Annotated in this window: 22 protein-coding genes; 16 read left to right on the forward strand and 6 right to left on the reverse strand. The window is 64.3% G+C overall.

The genetic code is table 11. The features are described 5' to 3' along the window. Window positions 1–31 precede the first annotated feature (31 nt). The 5 genes from ACOOGG_RS14255 (at window position 32) to ACOOGG_RS14275 (ending at window position 4,930) form a co-directional block, all read left to right on the forward strand. Window positions 32–1,738, forward strand: a complete 1,707-nt coding sequence (locus ACOOGG_RS14255) for a CTP synthase (protein WP_420436184.1) — start codon at window positions 32–34, stop codon at window positions 1,736–1,738. 14 nt (window positions 1,739–1,752) lie between these two features. Next, window positions 1,753–2,298 (forward strand): NUDIX hydrolase, encoded by a 546-nt coding sequence (locus ACOOGG_RS14260; RefSeq protein WP_420436186.1) that lies wholly within the window; start codon window positions 1,753–1,755, stop codon window positions 2,296–2,298. Between the two features lie 19 nt (window positions 2,299–2,317). Further along, window positions 2,318–3,238: a site-specific tyrosine recombinase gene (locus ACOOGG_RS14265; RefSeq protein WP_420436188.1), complete on the forward strand. Its 921-nt coding sequence runs from the start codon at window positions 2,318–2,320 to the stop codon at window positions 3,236–3,238. An 80-nt stretch (window positions 3,239–3,318) separates the two neighbouring features. Further along, window positions 3,319–3,702, forward strand: a complete 384-nt coding sequence (locus tag ACOOGG_RS14270) for a hypothetical protein (RefSeq protein ID WP_420436190.1) — start codon at window positions 3,319–3,321, stop codon at window positions 3,700–3,702. Between the two features lie 19 nt (window positions 3,703–3,721). Next, the gene (locus tag ACOOGG_RS14275) at window positions 3,722–4,930 is read left to right on the forward strand and encodes an amidohydrolase family protein (RefSeq protein WP_420436192.1); all 1,209 of its coding nucleotides are present in this window, start codon (window positions 3,722–3,724) and stop codon (window positions 4,928–4,930) included. Window positions 4,931–4,941: 11 nt separating this feature from the next. On the opposite strand, the gene ACOOGG_RS14280 is transcribed toward ACOOGG_RS14275, so the two are convergent. Next, the gene (locus ACOOGG_RS14280) at window positions 4,942–8,643 is read right to left on the reverse strand and encodes a multifunctional oxoglutarate decarboxylase/oxoglutarate dehydrogenase thiamine pyrophosphate-binding subunit/dihydrolipoyllysine-residue succinyltransferase subunit (RefSeq protein ID WP_420436194.1); all 3,702 of its coding nucleotides are present in this window, start codon (window positions 8,641–8,643) and stop codon (window positions 4,942–4,944) included. Between the two features lie 131 nt (window positions 8,644–8,774). On the opposite strand from ACOOGG_RS14280, the gene ACOOGG_RS14285 reads away from it, so the two are divergent. Beyond that, window positions 8,775–9,572 carry an exodeoxyribonuclease III gene (locus ACOOGG_RS14285; RefSeq protein ID WP_420436196.1) on the forward strand — a complete coding sequence of 266 codons (798 nt, stop codon included), beginning with the start codon at window positions 8,775–8,777 and terminating at the stop codon, window positions 9,570–9,572. 43 nt (window positions 9,573–9,615) lie between these two features. Then, on the forward strand, window positions 9,616–11,787 hold the full coding sequence (locus ACOOGG_RS14290; protein ID WP_420437611.1) for a cation:proton antiporter: 2,172 nt from the start codon (window positions 9,616–9,618) through the stop codon (window positions 11,785–11,787). On the opposite strand, the gene ACOOGG_RS14295 is transcribed toward ACOOGG_RS14290, so the two are convergent. Both ACOOGG_RS14295 and ACOOGG_RS14300 read right to left on the reverse strand, forming a co-directional pair. After that, on the reverse strand, window positions 11,784–13,232 hold the full coding sequence (locus tag ACOOGG_RS14295; protein ID WP_420436198.1) for an ATP-dependent helicase: 1,449 nt from the start codon (window positions 13,230–13,232) through the stop codon (window positions 11,784–11,786). The two genes, ACOOGG_RS14290 and ACOOGG_RS14295, sit on opposite strands and share 4 nt — an antisense overlap. Before the next feature lie 74 nt (window positions 13,233–13,306). Then, the gene (locus ACOOGG_RS14300) at window positions 13,307–13,657 is read right to left on the reverse strand and encodes a hypothetical protein (RefSeq protein WP_420436200.1); all 351 of its coding nucleotides are present in this window, start codon (window positions 13,655–13,657) and stop codon (window positions 13,307–13,309) included. A 156-nt stretch (window positions 13,658–13,813) separates the two neighbouring features. Here ACOOGG_RS14300 and ACOOGG_RS14305 point away from each other — a divergent pair, with 156 nt between their 5' ends. The 4 genes from ACOOGG_RS14305 (at window position 13,814) to ACOOGG_RS14320 (ending at window position 16,561) form a co-directional block, all read left to right on the forward strand. After that, a complete protein-coding gene (locus tag ACOOGG_RS14305; protein WP_420436202.1) occupies window positions 13,814–14,164 on the forward strand; it encodes a metallopeptidase family protein in 351 nt (116 codons plus the stop codon). A 76-nt stretch (window positions 14,165–14,240) separates the two neighbouring features. Further along, on the forward strand, window positions 14,241–15,377 hold the full coding sequence (locus ACOOGG_RS14310) for a CaiB/BaiF CoA transferase family protein (protein ID WP_420436204.1): 1,137 nt from the start codon (window positions 14,241–14,243) through the stop codon (window positions 15,375–15,377). After that, on the forward strand, window positions 15,378–16,178 hold the full coding sequence (locus ACOOGG_RS14315; RefSeq protein ID WP_420436206.1) for a PIG-L family deacetylase: 801 nt from the start codon (window positions 15,378–15,380) through the stop codon (window positions 16,176–16,178). Next, entirely contained in the window at window positions 16,175–16,561 is a 387-nt protein-coding gene (locus ACOOGG_RS14320; protein WP_420436208.1) for a hypothetical protein, read from the forward strand. Before ACOOGG_RS14315 ends, ACOOGG_RS14320 begins: the two co-directional genes overlap by 4 nt. Before the next feature lie 18 nt (window positions 16,562–16,579). Here the strand turns inward: ACOOGG_RS14320 and ACOOGG_RS14325 are convergent, their stop codons facing one another. Then, on the reverse strand, window positions 16,580–16,816 hold the full coding sequence (locus tag ACOOGG_RS14325; protein WP_420436210.1) for an Lrp/AsnC family transcriptional regulator: 237 nt from the start codon (window positions 16,814–16,816) through the stop codon (window positions 16,580–16,582). 230 nt (window positions 16,817–17,046) lie between these two features. Here ACOOGG_RS14325 and ACOOGG_RS14330 point away from each other — a divergent pair, with 230 nt between their 5' ends. Continuing rightward, a complete protein-coding gene (locus ACOOGG_RS14330; RefSeq protein WP_420436212.1) occupies window positions 17,047–18,606 on the forward strand; it encodes a hypothetical protein in 1,560 nt (519 codons plus the stop codon). 48 nt (window positions 18,607–18,654) lie between these two features. Then, a complete protein-coding gene (galE, locus tag ACOOGG_RS14335; RefSeq protein ID WP_420436214.1) occupies window positions 18,655–19,686 on the forward strand; it encodes a UDP-glucose 4-epimerase GalE in 1,032 nt (343 codons plus the stop codon). On the opposite strand, the gene ACOOGG_RS14340 is transcribed toward galE, so the two are convergent. Both ACOOGG_RS14340 and ACOOGG_RS14345 read right to left on the reverse strand, forming a co-directional pair. Beyond that, window positions 19,683–21,341 carry a phosphoenolpyruvate carboxykinase (ATP) gene (locus tag ACOOGG_RS14340; RefSeq protein ID WP_420436216.1) on the reverse strand — a complete coding sequence of 553 codons (1,659 nt, stop codon included), beginning with the start codon at window positions 21,339–21,341 and terminating at the stop codon, window positions 19,683–19,685. The genes galE and ACOOGG_RS14340 overlap by 4 nt on opposite strands. After that, window positions 21,338–21,586 (reverse strand): hypothetical protein, encoded by a 249-nt coding sequence (locus tag ACOOGG_RS14345; RefSeq protein ID WP_420436218.1) that lies wholly within the window; start codon window positions 21,584–21,586, stop codon window positions 21,338–21,340. The genes ACOOGG_RS14340 and ACOOGG_RS14345 overlap by 4 nt, the downstream gene beginning before the upstream one ends. Before the next feature lie 131 nt (window positions 21,587–21,717). Between ACOOGG_RS14345 and ACOOGG_RS14350 the strand changes: the two genes are divergently transcribed. From ACOOGG_RS14350 to ACOOGG_RS14360, 3 genes are read left to right on the forward strand one after another with little or no spacing between them, the layout of a single operon-like run. Beyond that, the gene (locus ACOOGG_RS14350) at window positions 21,718–23,376 is read left to right on the forward strand and encodes a DAK2 domain-containing protein (RefSeq protein ID WP_420436220.1); all 1,659 of its coding nucleotides are present in this window, start codon (window positions 21,718–21,720) and stop codon (window positions 23,374–23,376) included. Further along, complete coding sequence (gene recG, locus ACOOGG_RS14355) at window positions 23,373–25,544, forward strand: ATP-dependent DNA helicase RecG (RefSeq protein WP_420436222.1); 2,172 nt, start codon at window positions 23,373–23,375, stop codon at window positions 25,542–25,544. The genes ACOOGG_RS14350 and recG overlap by 4 nt, the downstream gene beginning before the upstream one ends. Before the next feature lie 15 nt (window positions 25,545–25,559). Then, window positions 25,560–26,192, forward strand: coding sequence for a GNAT family N-acetyltransferase (locus ACOOGG_RS14360; RefSeq protein ID WP_420436224.1), 633 nt, complete (start codon window positions 25,560–25,562; stop codon window positions 26,190–26,192). The last annotated feature ends 2 nt before the right edge of the window (window positions 26,193–26,194 follow it).

The raw sequence follows: 26,194 nt of genomic DNA on the forward strand, positions 1-26,194 counted from the left end.
TCGTCGCAGATGCCCGCTAGGCTTAGGAGGCGTGACCAAACACATCTTTGTCACGGGCGGTGTGGCGAGTTCATTGGGTAAGGGGCTCACGGCCGCATCCCTAGGCCGTTTGCTCAAGCAGCGGGGTCTACGGGTGACCATGCAGAAGCTCGATCCGTACATCAACGTGGACCCCGGCACCATGAACCCATTCGAGCACGGCGAGGTGTTCGTCACCGATGACGGTGGAGAGACCGATCTTGATCTAGGCCACTACGAGCGGTTCATCGACGAGAGCCTAACCAAGCTTTCTAACGCCACTACTGGCTCCATCTACTCCTCGGTCATCGCATCGGAGCGCCAAGGGGAGTATCTGGGCAAGACCGTGCAGGTGATACCCCATGTCACCAACGAGATCAAGAACCGCATCTCCAGCCTGGTGTCCGACGATGTGGATGTGGCGATCACCGAGATCGGCGGCACCGTCGGCGACATCGAGATCCTTCCTTTTCTGGAGGCCATCCGCCAGGTGCGCCTAGACGTTGGGCGGGGCAACGTCTGCTACGTCCACGTCACGCTGGTGCCCTTCATCGGCCCGACCGGCGAGCAGAAGACCAAGCCCACCCAGCACTCGGTCACCGAGCTGCGCAGCCGGGGTGTTCAGCCCGACGCCATCGTATGCCGCAGCGAGTCGCCCATCTCCGATGAGTTGAAGCGCAAGATCTCCAGCCTGTGCGACGTTGACGTATCGGCGGTGGTCAACGCGGCCGACGCTGACAGCATCTATGAGATCCCCCTGGTGCTCCACAACGAGGGCCTCGACAGCGTGGTGTGCGACATCTTGCGCTTGGACGTTCCCGATCCTGATCTGACCAACTGGCAGATGTTGAATCAGCGGATTTCCCGGGCCCAGCGCTCCGTTCGCATCGGCCTCATAGGCAAATACGTGACGCTTCAAGACGCTTATCTGTCGGTGGTGGAGGCCTTGAACCACGCGGCCATACATCTAGGCGCGTCGGTGGAGATCGATTGGATTCAGGCCGAGAGCGTGGAGGGTCTGATGGTCGACAGCCTGATGAGCGGGCTGGACGGCATTGTGATCCCCGGCGGGTTCGGTGAGCGGGGAATAGAGGGCAAGATCAATGCTGCCTCCTACGCTCGGGAAAACCGCATTCCCTGCCTGGGCTTGTGTCTGGGCCTCCAAGTGATGACCATCGACTACGCCCGCAACGTTTTGGGCTTGGCCAACGCGCATTCCAGCGAATTCGACCCCCGCACCCCGTGGCCAGTCATCGACTTGATGGAATCCCAGCGCGGCATCACCGACAAGGGCGGCACCATGCGCCTGGGGGCGTGCATGGCCAAGCTCCGACCGGGTACCAAGGTTGCCGAGGTATATGGCGCTGAAGTGGTCTCGGAGCGCCACCGCCACCGCTATGAGTTCAATCCCAAGCTCCGCAGCCGCTTCGAGGGCACCGACTTCGTGCTCGCCGGGGAGTCGCCCGACGGACTCCTGGTGGAGTTTATTGAGCTGGAAAGCCATCCCTGGTGGGTGGGAACCCAGGCCCACCCCGAATTCAAGAGCCGCCCCGATCGGCCCGCCCCGCTATTCTGCGGCTTGGTGAACGCCGCGCTGGACCGCCGGGAGAGCAGCTTGACTGTTGTTCAGGGCGGCTTGTCCAGTTCGAGGCCTGATGACGGGCAGGCCTCAGCGCAAGTTGAGGTGGTGGCCGACGCCTCGCCCGCCGCTCATCGTTGAGAGGGAGTGCGACGGTGGGCAATAGGAACGGTTTCACCCCGATAGGAGAACGCCAGGGGTGGCAGGGGCGAGTGGTGTCGCTGAGTGTTGCGGAGATCAGGGCACCTGACGGTTCAATATATGAGCGGGAGATCATCCGCCATCCCGGAGCTGCGGTGATTGTGCCTCTCGACGGCGAAGAGGTCATCATGATCCGCCAGTATCGAGCGGCGGTGAATCGGGAGATGCTGGAAATCCCCGCCGGGAAGCTGGACAGCCACGATGAGCCCCCCGAATTCACCGCGCGGCGGGAGCTGCGAGAGGAGATCGGCAAACAAGCCGGCCATCTTGAGCTACTGGCCGTCTTCCACAACTCACCGGGGTTCTGTGACGAAGTCACCCACTGTTATCTGGCCACCGAGTTGGCCGACACCGACCGCCTTCCCCACGGCATCGAGGAGGAGCACATGGCGATCGAGCGCATCAAGCTGGCTGACGTGCCCGATCTCGTGGCCTCTGGCGAGCTGATCGACGCCAAGTCCATCGTCGGCCTGATGTTGGCCCGCGAGCGGCTGGGGTGAGAATCCTGTGCCGCCGTCGGTGAGCGCAGGGAGCGGGGTTGAGGAATTCTTGGATTGGCTGGTGCTAGAGAGGGGTCGTGCCCCCCGTACTTGTGAGGCCTACCGCCGAGACCTGAGCGGCTACTGCGAAGCCTTGGCTGCCCGGGGTCGTAGTCCCGAAACGGCTAGCGAGGAAGACGTCTTGGCGCATTTGCGCAATCTGCAAAGCCGGGGAATGGCTCCGGCATCGGTGAAGCGGACTATGACCGCAGTGCGGACGTTTCACCAGTTTCTAGTGGTGGATGGTTTGAGGGACGATGATCCCTGCTCCCATGTAGAACTCCCCAGGGTGCCCACCGGTGTGCCGAAGGCGCTCAGCGAGGCTGAAATGGACGCCATTCTGGACGCCGTGAACGGTGTCGATCGGGTATCTCGCCGGGATCGGGCCATGTTGGAGGTTCTCTATGGCACAGGCATGCGCATCAGCGAGCTAGTGGGGATGTCGCTGAACGATGTGGATATGGGCGAGTCCATCGTGCAGGTTGTGGGCAAGGGTCAAAAGGAGCGGGTCCTGCCGCTAGGCCGATGCGCTCATGAGGCATTGGCCGCCTGGTTTGTCCCCGCCGGTCGGGGAGAGATGGAGCCCGAGCGTTGGGCATCCCGGCACGATCAAGAAGCGGTATGGCTCAATCAACGGGGACGCCGCCTATCGCGGCAAGGGGCCTGGGGGATGGTGAAGAAGAGGGCTCAGCAGGTGGGGCTGGGCGCCAGAGTCTCCCCCCACGTGTTCCGCCACTCGTGTGCCACCCATATGTTGGACCATGGCGCTGACATCAGGGCGGTGCAGGAGCTCCTGGGCCACGCCTCCATCAGCACCACGCAGGTCTACACCATGGTCTCCAAGGAGAAGCTGTGGGAGGCCTATCGGGCTGCTCATCCTCGGGCGGTGCTCAACCGGTGAGCTCGTGGGCCCATCTGGCTAGGCGCTTTTTCCAATCGCTGGTCGATCGAGGTCCCGACGTCGCAGGTGAAGCCTGGCTGATGGGGTTGCTCACCGACGCCGAGACGGAGCTTTACCGGCAGATGAGAGCGGCTGATCGCAGCCACGCCCTGCGCTCGGCCAAGTGCCCCGCGCTGGCCGACGATGCCCAACGGGTGGCTGCGGCCCTCCACGACGTGGGCAAGAACCATGCCGGACTGGGGACCTGGGCCCGGGTGGGCGCCACCCTGATGGGGACGGTGTTTCCCCGCGGCCTTCGGGGCCGGTGGGCCGATTACCAGGATCACCCCCGTCTGGGTGCGGAGACGCTGCTTGACACAGGCAGTGCCGAGCTCACGGTGGCGTGGGCCGCAGAACATCACATCCGCATCTCTGAGTCCTCCCTGCCTCCCGAGGTTGCCGCCGCTCTCGCTGAGGCTGACTAATCGGACAGCCGGTAGGCTCATGGCCGTGCGCACCGAGATTCCCAGGATCATCAGCGTGGACGACCACTTGGTGGAGCCCGCGCACCTGTGGCAGAGCTGGCTGCCCGAGCGGTTCAAGGAGCGAGGCCCGCGGGTTGAGCGCCGCAGGGTGGGGCCGATCAGCTACATCGGCGGTGCGAAGATGTACACCTACGAGCTGGATGTGGAAGACGGGCCGTGGGGCGATGTGTGGTTCTACGAAGACCTCGTCTACCCCAACAAGCGCCATGTAGCCGCGGTGGGTTTCGACCGCGACGACATGGAAGCTGTGCCCATCACCTTCGATGAGATGCGACCGGGGTGCTATGACCCCAAAGCCCGCGTGGAAGATATGGAGATGAACCATGTGGAGGCCTCGCTGTCGTTCCCGACGTTTCCCCGCTTCTGCGGCCAGACTTTCTTGGAGGCCGATGACAAGGAACTGGCCCTGGCCTGCGTGCAGGCCTACAACGATTTCATGATCGAGGAGTGGTGCGGCGATTCCAACGGAGCGCTCATCCCCCTGGCCATCATCCCGCTGTGGGATGTGGAGCTGGCCAAAGCCGAGGTGGAGCGCAACGCTGCCCGCGGCTGCCACGCGGTGTGCTTCAGCGAGATCGCCCCCAATCTGGGCCTGCCCAGCATCCACACCGGCTACTGGGATCCGTTCTTCTCTGCCTGCCAGGACACCAACACCGCGGTGTGTATGCACATCGGCTCTTCCTCGGTGATGCCCGCTGCCTCTCCCGACGCCCCGCCGGCGGTGGCGGCCTCGCTCAGCTTCAACAACGCCATCGCGTCGATGAGCGACTTCTTGTTCTCCGGGGTTCTGGTGAGGTTTCCACAGCTGAAGTTGGCCTATTCCGAGGGCCAGATCGGTTGGATTCCCTATATCTTGGAGCGCTGCGACGATGTCTGGTCGGAGCACCGGGCCTGGGGCGGGGTGAGGGACGCGATTCCTGAGCCGCCTTCCACCTACTACTACCGCCAGATCTACGGCTGCTTTTTCCGCGACAACCATGGGTTGAAGTCGTTAGACGAGGTGGGGGTGGACAACGTCACCTTCGAGACCGATTACCCCCACACCGACACTACGTGGCCCCACACCAAGAAGGTGGCCGAGGACATGATGGGCCACCTGCCCGCCGACGTAGTCCACAAACTGGTGAGGGGCAACGCCGCCCGCCTCCTCAACCTGGATATTGGCTGAACCGTCCGAGGTCAGCTTTTCGAGTCCGCCAACGCGACCGTCCGGGCAACTAGTTCAGATTGTTCTTGGGCGTGTACGGCGGCGCTGCCGGTGGCAGGGCTGGAAGACTCACTGCGACTGGCTCTGAGGATTTCAAATCGGTCGCCCAATGCATCGTGGATGTGGCCCTTGACGTAGTTCCACGGCCCCATGTTCTGCGGCTCCTCTTGGAGCCAGATGATCTTGTTCGCCTTGGGATAGCAGGCGAGGGCCTCGGCTAAGGCGCTGGCTGGCCAGGGATAGAGCTGCTCGATCCGCAGCACAGCAGCGGCGGCACTAGCCCGGTCGCGCTCGGCCAGCACCTCGTGGCAGATCTTTCCGCTGGCCAGCACGACACCGGCCACCTGGTCGGGCGGGGGTCCGCCGGGATCGCCTAGCACCGGTGAGAACTGGGCCCCGGCGAGCTCTGAAACCGGCGAACGGGCATCCCGGTGGCGAAGCAGCGACTTGGGGGTGAACAGCACGAGAGGGTTGCGAGGCCGGCGTTTGGCCTGGTCCCGAAGCAGGTGGAAGTACTGGGCCGAGGTGGACAGGTTGGCCACCCGGATGTTGTCCTCGGCCACCGACTGCAAGAAACGCTCGATCCGCCCTGAGGAGTGCTCAGGCCCTTGGCCTTCGAATCCGTGGGGCAGCAGCATGACCAGACCCGAGCGCTGGTCCCATTTGTCCTCCGCCGACATCACGAATTGGTCGATGATTATCTGGGCGCCATTCACGAAATCCCCGAATTGGGCCTCCCAGAGAACGAGCGCATCGGGGTCGCCCACCGAATATCCGTATTCGAAGCCCAAAGCGGCGTATTCCGAGAGCAGCGAGTCGTACACCCACAGCTTGGCCCCACCGCGGGCCAGCCCGGCCAGTGGGCGGTGCTCCCGGGCTGTCTGGTTGCACACCAGGGTGCTGTGGCGATGGGAGAACGTCCCCCGGCGAGAGTCCTGGCCCGCCAGGCGGATCGACGTGCCCTCGTCGAGCAGGGTGCCGAAGGCCATCGCCTCGGCCAGCCCCCAGTCCACCATGCCCTGAGCCATCATGGCGTCGCGGGCATCGAATTGGCGGGCCAGCTTGGGGTGGAGCACGAACTCCTCGGGCAACGATGTCAGGGCTTCGAACACCCGCTTTATCTGCTTCTCCGACACGGTTGTGTCCGCAGGCGGAGGCACAAGGGGAGTGGGGTCCGACAGTCCGCCCGAGATTGACAGATGGAGTTCCCTTTTGCCTGCTGTCTCGATTCCAGCAATCTCTCCCGGGCCTTTGGCGTCGGCCTGGTCTCGGGTTCCCTCCAATGCCTCTTGGAGCTTGGCCCGGAAGCCGTCCAAGGCCTGCTCAGCCTCCTCGAGGGTGATGTCCCCCCGTTTCACCAGCGACTCCACATACAGCTTCCGCACTGAGCGTTGGCTCTCGATCCGCCGGTACATCTCCGGTTGGGTGTAGCTGGGGTCGTCGGCCTCGTTGTGGCCTTGGCGGCGGTAGCACCACATGTCGATCACCACGTCTTTGTGGAAGTGATTGCGGTAGGCCAGTGCCAAGTTGGCCACCCGGGCGCAGGCCTCTGGGTCGTCGCCGTTGACGTGGAAGATGGGGGCTTGGATCATCTTGGCCACGTCGGTGCAGTAGTAACTGGAGCGCGCTGACTCCGCGGTGGTGGTGAACCCGACCTGGTTGTTGATGACCAGGTGTATCGTGCCCCCGGTTCGGTAGCCCTGGATCAAAGACAGGTTCAATGTCTCGCTCACCACGCCCTGGCCGGCAAAGGCGGCGTCGCCGTGGACGAGTAGGGGCAGCACTGGATAGCGGTTGTCCTCGCCCGCGGCCTGGCCCCTCACCAACCCGCTGACCGGGCTGTGCTCGGGGTGGTCTTGGCTGATGTGGTCCAAGCGGGCCCGGACCATGCCCTCGACCACCGGGTTTACCGCCTCCAGGTGGGAAGGATTGGCAGCCAGTTCCACCTGTATCTGGTTGCCCGCCATGCTGTTGAACTCCGAGGTCATGCCCAAGTGGTATTTCACGTCGCCCGACCCCTGGGTGGACGACTCGTCCAGATTCCCCTCGAATTCGCCGAAGAGCTGCCCGTACTCCTTGCCTACGATGTTGACCAGCACGTTGAGCCGTCCCCGGTGAGCCATGCCCATGATCGCCGAAGCCATGCCCAGGTCGGCGGCTTTGCCCAGCACCGCGTCCAGCACCACGATGGCGCTCTCGGCGCCCTCGATGCCGAACCGCTTCTGGCCCACATACTTGGTGTCCAAGAACCGCTCCAGCGCCTCGGCAGCGTTCAGCCGATCAAGAATGTGCAGCTTCTCGTTGAGCGCCAGGGGCATCACCATCCCCTCCACCTCGTTTTGGATCCACCGCTTCTCATCGGGCTCTTGGATGTGCATGTACTCCACGCCCACTGTGCGGCAGTAGGCATTGCGGAGCACATGCAAGATGTCGCCTAGCGGCATCTTGCCGTCAGGCTGGCCCAAGTCGATGCCGCCGAACCCGGTCGTGAGGAACTCTCGGTCGAGGTCCCAGATGGTGAGACCGTAGGTGGCGGGGTCTAGCTCGGCGTGCATCACGGGCCCGGCGGCCGACAGCGGGTCGAGGTCGGCGATGAGGTGGCCCCGCATCCGGTGCATGTTGATGATCGCGTTCACCTGCACCTGCTTGGTGATCATGGCCTGTTCCCGGTTGAGGGGGAGGATGTCGGGCCGCCAGCTCACCGCGTGATAGGGAACTCCCACTTCTCGAAATATGTCGACGTAGAAGTCGTGCTTGCCCAGCAGCAGTTCGTGGACTGCTCCGAGGAACATGCCCGACTCTGCGCCCTGGATGATGCGGTGGTCGTAGGTGGACGACAGGGTTATCACTTTCGACACTCCCAGGTCGGCCAGGGTGCGGGAGTCGGCGGCTTGGTAGGCGGTTGGGTAGTCGATGGTGCCCAGGCCGACGATGACCCCTTGGCCGGGCATGAGCCGGGGCACCGACTGCAAGGTTCCAAGGGTGCCGGGATTGGTGATGCTGACGGTGACGCCGGCGAAATCGTCGGGGCTCAGATCGTTGGCCCGCACCTTGCGGACCATGGTGTAGTAGAGGTCCACGAAACTGGGGAAGTCGAGAGTGTCCGCCTCGGGGATGCACGGCACCAATAGGGAGCGGGACCCGTCGGATTTCTCCACGTCCACGGCGATTCCCAGGCCGACGTGTGGGTGGCGCACAACCCGGGGGCCGCCTTCGGCGTCTGCGAACGTGGAGTTCATTACCGGCATGTGGTGGGCGATTGCCTGCACCACCGCGTAGGCGATCAAGTGGGTATACGACACCTTGCGCCCGCCGGTGCGCCCCAGATAGCCGTTGATGATCTGGCGGTTTACTTCGAGAAGCCTGGCCGGGACCTCCCGGAAGCTGGTGGCGGTTGGGACGGCCAGACTGGCCTCCATGTTGCGGGCGATTCGGGCCGCCGCGCCCCGCAGCGGATCTCCGGGCAGGGGCTCTGATTTCTCTGGCGGATCGGGTGCCGTCTGAGGCCCGGCAGCCGGGGCGGTCTGGGTGGGGAGGGCTCGGTCGGGGCGGTAGTCGGAGAAGAAGTCCTGCCAGCTCTCGCTCACCGAGGCGGGGTCGGCCAGATACTGGCGGTGCATCTCGTCGACCAACCAGGCGTTCTGGCCCACAAGCTGCTCATTGTCAGTGGTCATGGGGAAAGTCTAAGGGGGTGCGCGCGTGGGAACCTAAAGGCCTCTTGAGCCCCAGTGGACTGCTGAAGATGCGGTGCGCCACCTCGCCCATCCGCATAGCCTCCAAGGAGAAGCGAAGGGCTAGGGTACCGATGGTGCGGTTGGCCACTTGGAATGTGAACTCCCTGAACGCCCGCATGCCCCGAGTCCAGGGGTGGCTGGAGTTGGCCGAACCCGATGTGCTGTGCCTCCAGGAGACCAAGATGGCCGACGACGCCTTTCCCGGCTTGGCCTTTGAGTCGATGGGCTACGAGTGGGTTCACCACGGCCAGGGGCGCTGGAACGGTGTGGCCGTCTTGAGCCGGGTGGGTCTGGCCGACCCCGCCAATGGCTTCGCCGACGGCCGCGAGGCTGACCCCGACGCCCGCATTGTGTGGGCGACCTGCGCCGGTGTGCGGGTGGCCAGCGCTTACATACCCAATGGGAGGGAGCTTGGTCACGACCACTACCACTACAAGTTGGACTGGCTGGGCCGGCTCCGGTCGCATCTGGAGGCCAATGCCGATGCTGGGGCGCCGGTGGTGGTGGCCGGGGACTTCAACGTGGCCCCGGCCGACAGCGACGTGTGGGAAATCGCGGCTTTCGAGGGTCTGACCCACGTAAGCGAGCCCGAACGCGACGCGTTCGGCGCGGTGGCAGATTGGGGCCTGGTAGACGTGTTCCGCCAGCGCTGGCCCGACGACGGCCTCTATACCTTCTGGGACTATCAGGCGGGGCGGTTCCACAAGCGCCAGGGGATGCGCATCGACATGGTGATGGCTTCTGTACCCTTGGCCCAACGGGTGACCACGGTGCTCATGGACCGCAACGCCCGCAAGGGGGAGAAGCCGTCGGACCATGCCCCGGTGGTGGTGGATTTCGACTGGGACGAATCTGCCGGGAGCAGATGAGGCGCATGAGGAAGTGGTCGGCGGCTAGGGGGTTTGAGGGGTGATGGGTGCGTGGTCGGCGCTGGCCGCGACCGATCCGGCTGGCCACGGCCTTGATTTGCTGGTCTTTTGGGTGAACATCCTGGTGCTGGTGGCCGTCTCCCATCTCTTCGGTCTGGTGATGAGAAGAGTGGGGATGCCCTCGGTGGTGGGGGCGCTGTTGGCCGGTCTGGTGCTGGGGCCGTCGGTGTTCGGGGTGGTGTGGAAGTCGGGCTTCGAGTGGTTCTTGCCAGAGATCGGCCAGGGCGACCAATGGGCCTATCTGGCCGCGGTCAGCTGGGTGGGGGTGGCGCTGCTGTTGGTGGTGACCGGGTTCGAGACCGATTTGGGGCTGATCACCAAGCTGGGGCGGTCGGCGCTGTTGGTCACCGCGGGCAGCCTGGTAGTGCCGCTGATAGGCGGCATTGTGGTTGGCATGTTGATGCCATCCCTGTTTTTGGGCGAGGATGCCGAGAGGCTCACGTTCACGCTGTTCGTGGCCCTGGCGCTCGCCGTGTCGTCTCTGGCGGTGGTGGCCAAGATCCTCAGCGAACTGGGGCTGATGCGCCGGGACTTTGGCCAGATCACCGTGGCCGCGGGCATGGCCAACGACGTGGTCGGCTGGATACTGCTGGGCGTTTTCACCGGCCTTGCCACCTCAGGTGGAGTGTCAGTCGGACAGGTGTTGGCCACGCTGGGAGGGATAGCGGCCTTCGGGGTGCTGGCCCTTACAGTCGGCCAGCGGCTGGTGGACTCGCTGTTGCGGCAAGTGCGGCGCACCGGAAGCAGCGTTGCCGCCGCGCTGACGGTGTGCATGGTCACCATGCTGGCCTTCGGGGTGGCCACCGAGTGGCTAGGCGTAGAAGCCGTATTGGGAGCGTTCGTGGCCGGTGTAGTGCTGCACCGGTCCCGATTCCAACACGAAGATGTCATTCACCACCTAGAGGGTCTTACAAACGCCCTGCTGGCGCCGGTGTTCTTTGCCACTGCCGGCTTGCAGGTGGACCTCCGCCTGTTGAACAACGCCGAGGCCTTCTGGTGGGCACTGATCGTGCTCGCGGTGGCTGTCGTCTTCAAGTTTGCCGGGGCCTACGGCGGCGCCCGCCTCGCCGGCCGCACCCACCGAGCCGGGTTGGCCCTGGGGGCCGGACTGAACGCCCGGGGGACGCTGGAGATCGTCATCGCCACGGTGGGGTTGAGCGTTGGGGTGTTCAGTCCCACCGCCTTCTCGGTGATCGTGCTGGTGCCGGTGCTCACCTCCCTGTTCGCCTCGGCCACCCTGCGGGGCGTGGTGAACAACTGGCAGGGCACGCCTGATGAGCAGGAGCGGCTTGGCCGGGAGCAAGCGCTGAGCCGCAACCTGGTGGTGAGAACCTCCCGGCTCCTTTTGCCCAGCCAGGGAGGACCGGAATCGATCGCTGCGGCCCAGGTTCTACATTTCGCCTGGCCGGTTGAAGCCGGGGCGACAGTGCTCACGGTGGGCGATCGAGACGCTGAAGTGGATATCACACCGCTGCGCAATGTGATGCACGACCGCTCCTTGGAGCACCGGCGGGTGCGCGGAGACGACCCGGTGCGGGCCATCATTGAAGAAAGCCGACTGGGGTTCGGCGTCATCGGGCTGGGGGCTCAGGACTACACCGACACCCACCAGGTGGTTTCGCCGCTGGTAGACGGGGTGTTGTCAGAGAGTCCTATCCCTGTGGTGGTCGTCCGCCGGGCCCGAAATCTGGATCGGCCACTTCCGGGGGCGTTCAGCCGGGCAGTGGTGCCGGTCACCGGCAGCCCGGTGTCGCGGGCGGCCCAAGAGGTGGCTTTCAACCTCAGCGCCCAACTCGGCACCGAACTGCACCTCACCCACATCAATACCGTCAGGAGCGAACCCGCAGGCCTGCCGTCGCTGTTCAGCCGCCGCATGATTGCCCGCAGCGGCTCCATAGTCGGAGTGCAGATGGTGGCCCAAGCCGAGATACACGCCATTGAACTGGGGGCAACAGTCCGCACAATGGTCAAGGACGGCACCTCGCCAGCCGATGAGATATTGGATCTGGCCCGCGACATAGAGGCTGATCTGGTGGTCATGGGCGCCAACCTCCGCCGGGTCGGCGACCGGCCTTTCCTGGGCCACCGCGTGGAGCAGGTGCTTCGAGACTGCGACACCACCGTTGTGGTGGTGCTAATCCCCTTCGATCTCTAGGCGGCGCTGAGTATGGCGTTCAGGTAGGGGGAGGGGGAGCGGGATGCTTTGCGTTCTCCGAAGGCGCGCTCGGCGGCCCAGTGGCAGTGGAGCTCGCGTTCGGCTCGGGTAATGGCCACGTAAAGCAGCCGCTGTTCTTCGGCGACCTCGGCCGGCGTCTGGGCTCGGCTAATGGGCACCAAGCCCTTCTCCAGGCCGGCCAAGTGGACGATGGGCCACTCCAGCCCCTTGGCGGCGTGGAACGTGGCCACGTCTACGGTGTCGGAGCTTTTGGGTGGGCCGACTGCGGAGTCGTCCTCGGTAAGGTTGGCGTCGATGCGCACTCGATAGGGGATCCCCGACTTGCCCAAAGCAGTGGCCAGCTTGGCGGTTTGGGCGTTGGTGCGGGCTAGAACGGCCATTGACGACCATGCAGTCTCGGGACCCTTGGCGTCGCGTAGCGATCGGGCAATAGCCGCCGCCTCGTCGAAGTCGTCGGCATGGGTGCTCACCGACGGCCGGGGCCCGTCCAGGTTGTGGGGTATCAGCATGGCCGATCCCCGGGGCAGCACGGCCCGGCCTGCGGCCAGAATCTGGGGAGTGGACCGGTAGTTGTCCAAAAGGTCGAGCACTTCTGCTCCGGCGAACCAGTCGGCGAACCTCTCGATGTAGTCGGAGTCAGCGCCGTTCCAGCTGTAGATGGCCTGGTTGGGGTCGCCCACCGCGCACATATCGCTGCGGTCGCCCAGCCAGGCCCGCAGCAGATCGAACTGAAGCCGGTTCACATCCTGGAACTCGTCGACGAAGAAGTGCCGGTAGCTCCAGCGGCGAGCCTCGGCATAGTCAGGGTCGTCGGTCATATCCCGCAGCGCCAAGATCAGCAGGTCGTCGAAGTCCACTACCCGTCGTTTGGCCTTCTCGCTCTCGTAACGCTGGTAGAGGTCTACGATCGCGGCGGGATCCAAGACTGGCCATCGGCGGAGACTGGCAGCCGCATCGCCATATTGGTCTGGCGTGATGCGGCGGGCCTTGGCCCACTCGATCTCGGTCACCGCATCCTGCACCTCGGCCTTGGCCAACCTCAGGCCCGCCTGCTTGGCCACCCGGGCTATCAGGCCCCGCTTGTTCTGCAAGATCTCCGGGGGCTGAATACGCCGCTCTGCCCAGCGGGTACGCAGTTGGGCGAATGCTGCGCCATGGAAAGTGCCCGCGCTCACCGAATCCCGCAGGCCCAACCCGGCCAGGCGGTCTCGCAGCTCGTCTGCTGCCTTGCGGGTGAACGTGAGCGCCAGCGTGCGCACGGGGTCGATGTTCCCAATGTTGGCCTGGTGGGAAATTCTGCGGGTGAGCACCCTGGTCTTGCCGGTGCCCGCCCCTGCCCGGATGCACAGCGGAGTGCCTGGTGTGGCCACCGCCGCCCGCTGCCGCTCATTCAGCCCATCCAAGAGCCCTTCCAACACGCTCACCCCACCAAGGTACCGACGCCGATGACAACATCAGGAGGCGGCCCCGGGTCTGGCGGACCGAGGCTGGGGTTTTGTCAGGCGGCTTCTGCGGGGGCGTCGGGGTCTGGGGGGTTCTCGAGGCGGGCTATGCGCTCGCCTTGTTCCCGAAACCCCTGGTGTACCTCATCGCGGAGATCGTCGACCTTGTCTTCAAGGCGCTTGATGTGGCCCTCGAATTTGTCTTCAAGGCGACTGATGTGGCCCTCGAATTTGTCTTCAAGGCGACTGATGTGGCCCTCGAATTTGTCTTCAAGGCGACTGATGTGGCCCTCGAATTTGTCTTCAAGGCGGTCAATGCGTTCCGGTATCGACCGCAGGAAATGGATGAACACGGTAATGAGCCCGGTTCCCATCACTCCTATGAGGGTTGCAATGGCTGCTTGCATGGTTCTTTTCCCTACCGTCTGAACGGGTCAAGGGGGAAGCAGCCCAAATCTATCCCTCTGCACCCCGTAAGACAAGAAAATCCGGAGTCGTGTATCTAACAGATCGGCCGCGTGCGTCAGGTGTGGGCCTGACCTGTTCGTGGGAGGATGGCGGCGATGTTGGCGATATCGCGAGAGCGGTTTGAGGAGTTGGTGGGACGGGCGCTGGATGAGATTCCCGATGATCTGGCCGAGTTGATGGAAAACGTGGTGGTCTTGGTGGAGGACGAGGGTGAGGACCCCGGCATTTGGGGGCTGTACGACGGGGTGCCGCTCACCGATCGGGGCGACTATGGCGCCGGCGGCATGGTGTTGCCCGACCGCATCTACATCTACCGGCTGCCGATCTGCGAAGGGTGCGACAGCGAGGCCGAGGTGGTGGAGGAGGTCTGCGTTACCGTCATCCATGAAGTGGCCCATCACTTCGGCATCGAAGACGACCGACTCGACGAGTTGGGCTGGGGCTGAACAGGGGTGTTCTTGGGCTGACCGGCTCGAATAAAACGCGGGTACTGTCCCAGCGGTGGAGAGCTCAGGAGGCAGCATGGGACCGCTCAATGGCATTCGCGTGGTGGAGATCGCCGGAATCGGGCCGGGGCCGTTCGCGGCAATGATGCTGGCCGATTTGGGGGCCGATGTGGTGCGGATCGATCGGGTCGACCGGGTCCGCGATGAGATTCCCAACACCCCCCATCCCGACCTGCTCAATCGGGGGCGCCGAAGCGTGGGCATCGACCTCAAGAACCCTGAAGGTGTCAAGGCCGTGCTGAAGCTGATGGAGGGTGCCGACGGGCTGATCGAGGGATTCCGCCCCGGTGTCGCCGAGCGCTTGGGCATAGGGCCCGACAACTGTCTGACCCGCAATCCCAAGCTGGTGTACGGGCGCATGACCGGATGGGGCCAAGACGGCCCGTATGCGTCGATGGCCGGCCACGACATCAACTACATAGCTCTTTCAGGCGTGCTGGGGGCCATCGGCCGCGAGGGCGAGGCCCCAGTGCCCCCGGTGAACCTGGCCGGTGATTTCGGCGGGGGAGGGATGCTGCTGGCTCTCGGCATGCTGGCCGGAATGCTCGAGGCCCGCGTCTCGGGCCAGGGCCAGGTAGTTGACGCCTCAATGGTGGAGGGATCGGCGCTGCTCATCACCATGGTGTATGGCCTGCACGGCATGGGGGCGTGGGGGCCGCGGGGCACCAATCTGCTGGACACCGGTGCATGGTTCTACGACGTCTACGAGTGTGCCGATGGAGAGTACATCTCGCTGGGCTCCCTGGAGCCGCAGTTCTTCGCAGAGATGGTTGAAAAGACAGGCATCAACGCCGACGGGATCGACCAGAACGACCGCTCCACCTGGCCGGAGATGCGGTCCCGGTTGGCTGCGGCGGTGAAGGCCAAGACCCGGGACCAGTGGTGTGAAATCCTCGACGGCTCCGACGTCTGCTTCGCCCCGGTGCTCAGCCTGGCTGAGGCTCCCCAACATCCTCACAACGCGGCTCGGGGCACGTTCGTCGAGGTGGGGGGAGCTGTTCAGCCCGGCCCCGCGCCCCGCTTCAGCCGCACTCCGGCAAGGGTCGCCCGTCCCGCCCCCAACCCTGGACAGCACACTGCTGAGGTGCTGGCCGACTGGGGCTTTGATGCCGCCGCAGTAGCCGCCCTACAAGAATCGGGGGCCGTCAAGTAGATGGCCACCATGGTGAATTTTCACGCCCATCCCGATGACGAAGCCATTGCCACCTCGGGCACCATGATGAAGGCGGCTGACGAGGGCCACCGGGTGGTGTTGGTGGTAGCTACCAAGGGGGAGCAAGGCGAGACGGAGCCCGATGCGCTGAGCCCGGGCGAGACGCTGGGCGGGCGGCGTGAAGCAGAGACCCATGACGCGGCCAAGATCATCGGTGCCCACCGGGTGGAGTTCTTGGGCTATGAGGACTCCGGTATGGCCGGCGAAGAGGCCAACGACAACCCGGCCTGCTTCTGGCAGGCAGATTTCGACGAAGCAGTGGAGCGAGTGGCTCGCATCCTGGTGGAGGAATCCGCCGATGTGCTCACCGTGTACGACGACCACGGCGGTTACGGCCACCCCGACCACATCCAGGTCCACCGGGTAGGGGTGGATGCGGCCCACAAGGCCGGGGTTGAGAGAGTGTTCTACGTCACCATGAACCGCACTCAAATCCTGCGGCAGATGGCCGAGGTGGAGGCCTTTGCCGAGGCGATCGAGGAGATCGACGCTGAGCGGGCCGAGCGGTTCAGCGAGGAAGACTTCGGCACCGAGGAGGCCGAAATAACCCACGCAGTTGATGTGAGCGCCTACTTGAAGCGCAAGAGGTCTGCCATGCTGGCCCATGCCAGCCAAATCACCGCCGACTCCTTCTTCGGCTCTATGACCGACAAGCAGTTCGCCGACGCGTTCGGCACCGAGTGGTTTGTGGCCCCGGGGCTGACCCGCACGGGCGACTTCGCCACCGACTTGTTCAGGTGAGCGCTGCCTCGGTTCTCGCCGCCACGACACTGGCCGACTTTCACGACTGGTTCTCCTGGGTGGTGATGCTGGCCAACGCCGCGGCCGGAGGATGGGCGCTGGGCGCCCACTTCCGCCCGAGTCTGCGAGGCTGGCCGCTGTGGGTGTTCATCACCTTGGCCCAGGGCACCGTGTTCGCCCAAGTGATTGTCGGCGTGGTGCTCGAGAACCGCTCCGGTGCCGATCCCGGAGACTTGCACCGCCTCTACGGCTTCGCGGCCATTGCCGCAGTGGCCATGGTTTACGCCTATCGAATTCAGCTCGCTCATCGACGCGAACTGCTCTATGCCGGCGGCAGCTTCTTTCTGGCCGGACTGGCTATCCGGGCCATGATCCTCAGTTGACCGAGGCCCGGGACATGGTTAGAGGTTTACGACAGGGCAGGTGAGAGTCCGGGTGATGCCGTCCACCATCTGAATCTGGCTCACAACCAGTCGGCCCAGTTGGTCCATGGACTCGGCCTCGGCCTTGGCGATCACATCGTAGGGACCGGTCATGATCTCAGAGATCACCACGCCATCGATCTCGCGGATGGACTCGGCCACCTGACGGGCCTTGTCCATTTCGGTTTGGATCAAAACATATGAGCTGACACCCACGTGACTGCACCTCCGGTCGGTTTTCCCGCATCGTACTCAAAGATGCACTCGCATGGTCTAGCGAGATCCGAACGCGGCCCGGCCCCCTGATAATCAGGGGGCCGGGCTGGAGGGGGATCTATTCGAGATCTGTTCAATCGGTGGTTTGACTGCTTCAGATGCCGGAATGGTTACAGAGCTATTGGGTCTGCTGAGGATTTTGCAGGGTCGGTGGGCGAATATGTCGGTCTATGAGCCTCGCTCCTGAGAACCCGTTCCTTGCCCATTCCTCCTACGCCATCGCGCATGGTCGGTGCGACCAGCAGGATAACGTGCCCTGGCGGGGGCCCGAGGGCCCTACCGAGGTGCTCGATGAGGAGTCCGACCTCCAGTACGCGTGGCTCGGCCCATGCCACTTCGGCCACCTGACGTCGGGTCCGTACCCGGACGGCCGGCGGGTCTTGTGGACCAACGGACGCCAGAACATCGCCAAGCTCGACTACGAGACGCTTGAAGTTCTGGCCGACCACGAGATCGTCGGCGGCGAGGGCCGCACTCCCACTCCCGAACTGGAGGACAACCTCCTCGGCCTCGACAAGAAAGAGGGCTGGGAGGCCATCGAGCATGCCATCGAGCTGTCGATGAAGTTCATGTCCGGCATTGACGGGGTTTATGCGCTGTTGGATTGCGACCACACCTTGTTCCTCGGCCGAAAGGACCACGCGGTGGCCTACGTGGAGACCGATCCGTCCGACCCGTCGTCGCCCATCGTGGAGCGGGACCGGTGGAACAAGCCCGACCAGATAGAGGGCTTCTTCGTGGGGATGAACATGACCTTCGACGGGAAGCTGGTGATGTCCACCGATCATGGCTGGGTCGTAGTGCTCGAGCGCGATTTCAGCGCCTACCACGCGCTCCAAATCGCCGGAGGGGCCGAGAACGCTGCCGAGTATTGTGCCCAGCGAGCAGCCGAACGGGGCAACACGGGCTATGGCTGGGTCCGCACCAGCATTTGCTTGGACAGTGACAACGGCATCTATGTGTCGTCCAATGACCACCACCACAAGCTGCGCTGGACGGGTTCTGAGCTCTCCGACGACCCCGCCCGCGGATGTTGGAGTGTGCCCTACCGAAACGGCGGCGGCCACGGCTCTGGGACCACGCCGTCGCTCATGGGATTCGGCCCCGATGAGGACAAGTTCGTGGTGATCGGCGACGGCGACGAGGTGGTGAACATCACCTTGTTGTGGCGGGACGAGATTCCCGACGATTGGGAGCAACTGCCCGACGCGCCCGATCGCCGCATCGCTGGCATCGGGCCGGCCAACATGGGAAATTCCGATCTGGCCGAGATCAAAACCGAGCAGTCGATCACGGTGTCGGGCTACGGCGCCATGACAGTCAACAATGAGCCGGCCTCAATCCCCGACGGCTATCCCAAGCAAGCCGCCCGGATGCTGTGCTTCATGCTCGGCCACAAACCCGAATACCAGCCCCACGGACTCCACAAGTACGAGTGGGATCCGTTGGCCCGGGAACTGAAGCAGGCATGGGTCAACCTCGACATCTCGTCGCCCAACTCGGTTCCCTTTGTGGCCGAGGAGAGCGGCCTGGTCTACACCTGCGGGGTTCGCGACAAGCGCTGGACGATCGAGGCCGCCGACTGGGCGACCGGCGAGTACCGATTCCACTACGTGCTGGGAGGCTCCAAGTTCAACACCATCGGCGCGGGGGTGACCGTGGACGACGACGGCCGGCTGTTGTTCGGCTCGATGTACGGCAAAACCCGCATCCTGCGAGGTCCGGGCTAGCGGCAATGTGCGCCGATTCCATGGCGGCACACCGCTAACGTGCCGCACATGGAGTCGGTGTTGGTGACCGGGGGAGCGGGCTACATCGGTAGCCACACCTGTGTCGCCTTGCTGGAGGCCGGTTACGAGGTGGCGGTGCTGGACAGCTTGGCCAACTCCTCGGCGGCGGCGGTCGACGCGGTGGCCGAGATAGCCGGCCGCCGCCCCCGGCTCGACGTGGTCGATTGCCGGGATGAATCCGCTATGGAGAAGGTGATCACCGAGGTGCGGCCCGACGGGGTGCTGCACTTTGCCGGGCTCAAATCGGTGCCCGACTCAGTGGCCGATCCGCTCCGGTACTACCGCCACAACCTGGAGTCCGCTGCCGTGCTGTTGTCGGTGATGGAGCGCTGCGGCGTGGGCAAGATCGTGTTCTCCTCGTCGGCCACAGTCTACGGGGACCCCGACGTCCTACCGGTGCCAGAGACCGCGTCGACCCGCCCGGGCAACCCCTATGGCTCGACCAAACTGATGGTCGAGCAGATGATCGCCGATGTGGTAAGTGCCGATTCCCGGTGGTCGGCGGCTCTGCTTCGCTACTTCAACCCGGTTGGGGCGCATCCCAGCGGATTGATCGGGGAGGATCCCGAAGGGGTGCCCGGGAATCTCATGCCCTACCTGCTCCAAGTGGCGGTGGGCCGCCGCCCCCGACTTCCGTTGTACGGGACCGACTACCCCACTCCGGATGGCACCGCGCGGCGCGACTACATCCACGTGATGGACTTGGCCGACGGCCATTTGGCTGCCCTGGAGCACCTGGATTCCGCTCCCGGACAGGTGCAGGCCTACAACTTGGGCACCGGTCAAGGCACGTCGGTACTGGAGGTGGTCGCCGCCATGCGGGATGCCAGCGGCCACCCGCTGCCATATGAAGAACTCGGCCGCCGCCCCGGAGACGTCCCCGAGCTATGGGCCGACCCTGGCAAGGCCCATCGGGAACTGGGTTGGTCAGCCACTCGGACACTGGCTGAGATGTGCCGAGACGCCTGGGACTGGCAATCGTCCCATCCGCAGGGTTATAGAAGCAGGGGCTTGCCCTAGAGCATCGCCTTTATGCCCAACGAGGCGTAGTCCTGATCCTCGTAGTTCTGGCGGAAAAGGTTGCGCAAACGGATCGCGGCCTCGTCGTAGGCATCGGGGTCGCTCCAGGTGTTGCGGGGGTTCAGAACCTCATCAGGGACGCCAGGACAGGAAATCGGGATGCGCAGCCCCAGTATGGGGATACTGACCGTTTCCACCGCGTCAAGATCGCCGTTGAGAGCGGCATTGAGCAGCGCCCGAGTGTGGGCGATGGACATGCGCTCGCCCACCCCGTGAGGACCTCCCGACCAGCCGGTGTTCAAGAGGATGCACCGTGCCTGGTGGGCGTCCATCCGGTGGGCGAGGAGTTCGGCGTATACCGACGGCTTGTGCGACATGAACGGTGCTCCGAAGCAGGAGCTGAATGTGGCCTGCGGCTCGACCACTCCCACCTCGGTGCCGGCCAGCTTGGAGGTGAACCCCATCACGAAGTGGTACATAACCTCGTCACGCTCGAGAATCGACACCGGGGGCAGCACGCCGAAGGCATCGGCGGTCAAGAGCACGATGGTGCGGGGGTGCGGTCCCTTGGCACCGGGGGCCACATGGGGGTTGCAATCCAGCGGATAGGCGAAGCGGGTGTTCTCGGTGATGGAGTCGTCGGTGAGGTCGAGTTCTTGGGGATCGGTGTTGGCTAGATCGCGGCCGGGCAAGGCGGGGACGTTCTCGATGAGGGTCCCGCTCATTGACATGGCGTCGGCGATGATCGGCTCGGCGTCTTTGTCGAGTTCGATGAGCTTGGCGTAGCAGCCGTCCTCGAAATTGGAAACCCCCGATTCTGTCCACACGTGCTCGTCGTCGCCGATCAGGCTGCGGTCGGGATCGGCCGACAGGGTGGTCTTTCCAGTGCCGGACAGGCCGAACAAGATGGCGCTGTTCCCGCTGTCGTCCACGTTGGCCGAGCAGTGCATGGTGAGCTGCTTGGCGTCGGGCAGCACGAAATTCATCACCGTGAACATGGTCTTCTTGACCACACCGCAGTAGTCGGCTCGCCCCAGCACCAACCCCAGCCGGTTGTGCAGGTCCATGATGACCGCCCGGTCGGTGCGGGTGCCGTCGCGGTCGGGATCGCACCGGAAGCTGGGGACGTTGATCATGGTCCAACCGTTGGGCCCGCGGTCGCCGTTGTCGCGCACCCCCTTGGGGAACATGATGTTGGCGAAGTAGGCGTGGGTGGCGTACTCGCTGACCAGCCGATAGGGGATGGCGAACTCCGGGTCCCAGCCGCAAAACACATCGGCGGTGTACAGCGTGGCCTGTCGCTCATTCAGGTGGGCTACCACCCGCTCGAGCAATCCCGGAAAGTAGTCGGCGTCCAGCTTGTTGAAGTCCGACTTCCACCAGACATCGTCCACTACTTCGGGCCAGGCCACCGCGAACGTGTCCTGCACCGGACGGCCAGTGCAGGTGGGATCGGAATAGAAGATCAGCGGACCATCTGAACCTAGGGCGGTGGCGAACGCCTTCTGGTCGTGCTCACCGCCGTCGATGCGGGTGCGGCCCCGGTCTCCGGCGATGGCCGCATCGAACAGTTCGTCTTGGGTCAGTCCCGACCGGACATCTACCGAGTCCAAGCCGAAGCGGATGCGGAGTTGGTCGGCGACTGGAGTTGTCACGCTTGCTCCGGATTGCCGGACGGAGTGAGGAACGACGGTGTACCCATGTCCACTTCCGAGCCTATTCGCAGACGGGTGGCTTCATTCCCTTCCAAGTCGAACAGCACTCGCTGGCCTTGGCGCAGCATCCGGAACACCGACCCCTCGAGCGCGTCTGGAGCCAAATCGAATTCGGCCAAGTCGGTGTCGCGCACGACCACGCCGATGCCAGTTGATGGGTCATAAGCCTTGATCACACCCTGCACGGGGACTCTTTCTGCCAGTGATCGGGGTTAGTGCAGGGTAACGGCTGGTCATGGCGGTTCGCGAGTCGGGCAGTGTTCATCGGGCCGTGGTTCGCGAGTGGGGCAGCGACTACTAAGTAGCATCGCGGGGCATGACAGCAGACCGTTTTGGGGCTGAGGGATTGCGGGCCGCGATGGAGTGGTTCCGCGACGCCTTGGCTACGCACCGAGACGTCATCAATCAGCTCAATGTGTATCCGGTGCCCGACGGCGATACCGGCACCAATATGGCGCTCACGCTGGAAACGGTGGTCACCGAGGTGTCTGCCGCAGGGGATCAGATGAGCGAGGTTTGCCACGCCATCAGCCATGGTTCGCTGATGGGCGCCCGGGGCAACTCCGGGGTGATCCTGTCGCAGATCTTGCGGGGCTTGGCCGAGACGGTGGCCACCGCCGGCCATATAGATCCGCCGATCTTGGCCGGTGCGCTGAAGCAAGCCTCGTTCGCGGCCGATGAGGCGGTGTCCACTCCGGTGGAGGGAACCATCTTGACCGTGGTGCGGGACGTGGCGACCGCTGCCGGTGAGGCGGTCGACCAGGGCGTCGACGGCCTCATCCAGCTGGTGGAGGGATGCCAGCGGGCGGGGCGGGTCTCGCTGGACCGAACGCCGGAGTTGCTGCCCCAGTTGGCCCGGGCCAATGTAGTGGATGCCGGGGGAGCGGGGTTCTTGCTGTTTCTCGATGCGATGGCCACTGCGATGGACGGTCGGCCGCTCCCCGACCCGCCGCCGGTGGACCCGTCGGCGGGGGTGGGCGCGGCTGTGGCCGGAGCCGAAAACCCCCATGGCACCGATGACGATGTCGACGGCACCCGTTATGAGGTGATGTTCTTCTTGGAGGCCGAAGACCACCGGATCGGCGATTTCCGCTCTGCTTGGGAGGCCCTGGGTGATTCAATCGTGGTGGTGGGCAGCGACGGCTTGTGGAACTGCCACATCCACAGCAATGACATCGGTGGCAGCATCGAGGCGGGCATCGGTGTCGGTCGCCCATTCGACATACGGGTGACCGACTTGTTCGAGCAGGTTGAACACGTCGAATCGCTGATGGCCTCCGAGGTCGGCGGTGCGGTCACCACTGTGGCTGGGGAGCCGGTTCAAACTGCGGTGGTGGCGGTTTCGGTGGGTGCAGGCGTGCGCCGCCTCTTCGAATCGCTGGGGGTTCGGGCCATTATCGCCGGGGGCCAGACCATGAACCCCTCCACCGAGCATTTCGTGCAGGCGGTAGAGCAGCTTGACGCCGACGAGATCGTGCTTTTGCCCAACAACAAGAACATTGTGCCGGTGGCCGAAAGGGTGGACGACTGCACCGACGCCGCTGTGCGGGTGGTCCCCACGAGGGGGATCGCCGAAGGGCTGGCCGCGTTGATGGCCTACGATCCGTCGGCCAGCGCCGATCAGAACCAGTCGGCAATGGCTGAGGCCGCTGAAGGCGTGGTGACTGGCGAGGTTACCCAAGCGGTGCGGGACACCGAGAGCGAGTTGGGATCCATTGTCGCCGGTCAGTGGCTGGGACTGGATCGCCAGGGGTTGCGGGTGGTGGACCAAAGCGCAGCCGGGGCGGCCACCGCGCTTTTGGCCGAGCTCATCGACGACAGCCACGAACTGGTGACGGTGATCTCCGGCGCCGACACCACCGCCGCTCAAGTTGAGGAGGTGGTCGCCTGGCTGGCCGAGCATCATCCCGCGGTCGAGACAGAGGTTCACGACGGCAGCCAACCTCTCTATCCGTTCTATTTCGGAGTGGAGTGACCCACCCAACCTCGGTCGATCCTGACCTCGAGGTCGACCCTCGGCCTCCGCTCACGATGCCCGACTTCGAGGCCATGAATGTGGAGGTACTGAGCGGAGTGGGGCGGGCCAAGGCCAGGGCCCTGGCCTCAGTTGAAGTGGAATCGGTGCTGGACCTGCTGACCTACTACCCCCGCCGCTACATCGACCGGACTAACCAAGCGGCGATCAGCGACCTTGAAGACGGTGTTGAGGCCATGGTGATGGCTCGAGTGGACAGCGTGTTCTCGAAGAAGCTGCCGGGAAGCCGTTCCATGGTCAATGTGGCGGTCAGCGACCAGACCGGTCGGTTGCGGTTGGTCTTCTTCAACCAGCCGTGGCGGGATCGCCAATTGTCCCCGGGCCAGGAGGTGGTGGTGTTCGGGAAGCTGGACCGTTATCGGGGCCAGCATCAAATGACCAACCCCATCGTGGACTTGGTGGGCGACGAGACAGGGCGCATCGTGCCGGTGTACCCCCAATCGGGCAAGGCCGGACTACAGACCCGGGAGATCAGGCGGTGGGTGGACGAGGCGCTGAGGCGTTCAGCGCAGCGGGGTATCAGCGACCCGGTTCCCGAGTACCTGCGGCGGCACCACAACTTGATTGGACGCCACGAGGCCATCGACGGCATCCATCGACCGGAGTCCATGGACGCCCAGTACACCGCCCGGGATCGGCTGGTGTTCGATGAGCTGCTTCGGCTCCAACTCAAGCTGATCATGCGCAAGCGGGCCGTGGAACGGGCCGCGTTCGGAGTCTGCCACGACACCAGCGGGAAGCTTGTCGAGCGGTTCACCAGCTCGCTGGGATTTCCCCTGACCGGGGCCCAGCACCGGGTGATCGGCGAGGTGGTGGCCGACATGGCCCGCCCGGTACCCATGCACCGCCTCTTGCAGGGCGATGTGGGGACGGGCAAAACCGTTGTAGCGGTGGCCGCAATGCTCACGGCGGTGCAGGGAGGCCATCAGGGAGCGCTGATGGCTCCCACCGAGGTGCTGGCCACCCAACACTACCTGGGAGTTCGCTCCCTACTGGATGATCTGGCCGTGCCCGCCTTCGATTCGCTGTTGACTGAGCGGCCCCTGCGGGTCGCGCTGCTCACCAATCAAACCCCCGGCGCCGAAAGGGCTCGGCTCCAGGAATCGCTCGCTTTGGGAGAGACGGACATCGTGATCGGCACCCATGCCCTCATCCAGGAGGGGGTGGACTTCGACTCTCTCGGGATGGTGGTCGTAGACGAACAGCACCGCTTTGGGGTCGAGCAGCGGGCCGCACTGCGGGCCAAGGGGTCTCAGGCCGCATCCCCCGACGTGCTGGTCATGACGGCCACCCCCATACCCCGCACCGCAGCCATGACGGTGTACGGCGACCTGGATGTGTCCACTCTGGATGAAATGCCACCTGGGCGAACACCGATCGCCACCCGGTGGGCTCGAACCGCGGCTGAGGAAGCCGAGGTTTGGGAACAGGTCAGGGTCGAAGTGGGCCATGGCCGCCAGGCCTATGTGGTGTGTCCGCTGATCGAGGAATCTGACACCATCGAGGCCCGGTCGGTCACCGAGACGTACGAGCGCCTGCAAAGCCATGAGCTGGCAGGGCTGAAGATCGGGCTGCTCCACGGTCAGCTCACGCCGGCTGAGAAGGAGTCGGTGATGGCCCTGTTTCGGAGCGGGGCCATCGACGTGCTGGTGGCCACCACTGTGATCGAAGTGGGGGTGGACGTGCCCAATGCCACCGTCATGGTGATCGTGGACGCTGATCGGTTCGGGATTGCGCAGCTTCACCAGCTCCGTGGACGAGTGGGCCGGGGCGATCAGGAGTCCACGTGCTGCCTGTTGGCCGCTGATGCGGTGGGGATTGCCGCTGAGCGGCTTCGGGCCTTAGTGGAGACCACCGACGGGTTTGAGTTGGCCGAGGCCGATTTGGAGTTGAGGGGGGAGGGCACCATCTTGGGTGAGCGCCAAAAGGGACGGAACGACTTGCAACTGGCCTCTCTTCGGCGGGACAAGGACTGGGTGGTGGGGGCCCGACGGGCCGCCGGGGAGATGCTGGATGACGACCCCGACCTGCAACAGCATTCGGAATTGCGTGCTGAGGTGGAGCTGTTGCTGGGGGATGATGATGCCGACTACCTGATGAAGAGCTGACAGCTGGGAGTATTCGTGTTGGAGATCGTAAGAATGGGCTTGGAGCGCAAAGAGCAGATCGCGAGCATCTGGGCCGACGCATTCGAGCAGGACCCGCTGATGAAATGGGTGTTCCCCGATGATGCCGTCCGGGTGAAGTCGCTGCGGCGCTGGTGGGCGTTCTTCCTTGACCACCAGCCCCCTGGCTCCGAGCTACACGGCACCCGGATCGATGGCTGCGTCGCCTACTGGCAGCCACCTCAGAGCAAGAAAGACATATCGAAGGGACCCGAAGAGGCTGATCGGGGGGGGTCAGAAGGCCAAATGGTGTTCGTCGCCATGATGAGCGAGCTCTTGGGGGAATTGGCCCCGTCTCGCATGGAGGCTCTGGGACAGATGCAACAAGCCCGGCTGTCCGAGCCTCACTGGTATCTGGCCGTGTTGGGCACTTCGCCCAACCAGCAGAGCAAGGGCCTGGGCGGCAGGGTGCTGGCCCCGATGCTGAATCGCTGCGATCGCATCGGCGAGTTGGCCTATCTGGAGTCCAGCAACCCGGCCAACGTGGGTTTCTACCGTCGTCATGGATTCGAGCCGCTCGGTGAGTTCACCTTGGGCGATGGGGTGCTCATAACGCCTATGTCCCGTGAGCCCCATCCACCGCTGGGCTGAAC

The organism is Candidatus Poriferisocius sp. (assembly GCF_965214065.1).
Taxonomy (GTDB): domain Bacteria; phylum Actinomycetota; class Acidimicrobiia; order Acidimicrobiales; family Bin134; genus Poriferisocius.

Excerpts from the sequence above, each read along its gene's own strand:
- galE (WP_420436214.1), top strand. The coding sequence starts at position 18,655 with ATGGAGTCGGTGTTGGTGACCGGGGGAGCGGGCTACATCGGTAGCCAC.
- ACOOGG_RS14280 (WP_420436194.1), bottom strand. The coding sequence starts at position 8,643 with ATGACCACTGACAATGAGCAGCTTGTGGGCCAGAACGCCTGGTTGGTC.
- ACOOGG_RS14315 (WP_420436206.1), top strand. The coding sequence starts at position 15,378 with ATGGCCACCATGGTGAATTTTCACGCCCATCCCGATGACGAAGCCATT.
- ACOOGG_RS14290 (WP_420437611.1), top strand. The coding sequence starts at position 9,616 with ATGGGTGCGTGGTCGGCGCTGGCCGCGACCGATCCGGCTGGCCACGGC.
- ACOOGG_RS14275 (WP_420436192.1), top strand. The coding sequence starts at position 3,722 with ATGGCCGTGCGCACCGAGATTCCCAGGATCATCAGCGTGGACGACCAC.
- ACOOGG_RS14285 (WP_420436196.1), top strand. The coding sequence starts at position 8,775 with ATGGTGCGGTTGGCCACTTGGAATGTGAACTCCCTGAACGCCCGCATG.
- ACOOGG_RS14350 (WP_420436220.1), top strand. The coding sequence starts at position 21,718 with ATGACAGCAGACCGTTTTGGGGCTGAGGGATTGCGGGCCGCGATGGAG.
- ACOOGG_RS14310 (WP_420436204.1), top strand. The coding sequence starts at position 14,241 with ATGGGACCGCTCAATGGCATTCGCGTGGTGGAGATCGCCGGAATCGGG.
- ACOOGG_RS14330 (WP_420436212.1), top strand. The coding sequence starts at position 17,047 with ATGAGCCTCGCTCCTGAGAACCCGTTCCTTGCCCATTCCTCCTACGCC.
- ACOOGG_RS14300 (WP_420436200.1), bottom strand. The coding sequence starts at position 13,657 with ATGCAAGCAGCCATTGCAACCCTCATAGGAGTGATGGGAACCGGGCTC.
- ACOOGG_RS14270 (WP_420436190.1), top strand. The coding sequence starts at position 3,319 with ATGGGGTTGCTCACCGACGCCGAGACGGAGCTTTACCGGCAGATGAGA.
- ACOOGG_RS14305 (WP_420436202.1), top strand. The coding sequence starts at position 13,814 with ATGTTGGCGATATCGCGAGAGCGGTTTGAGGAGTTGGTGGGACGGGCG.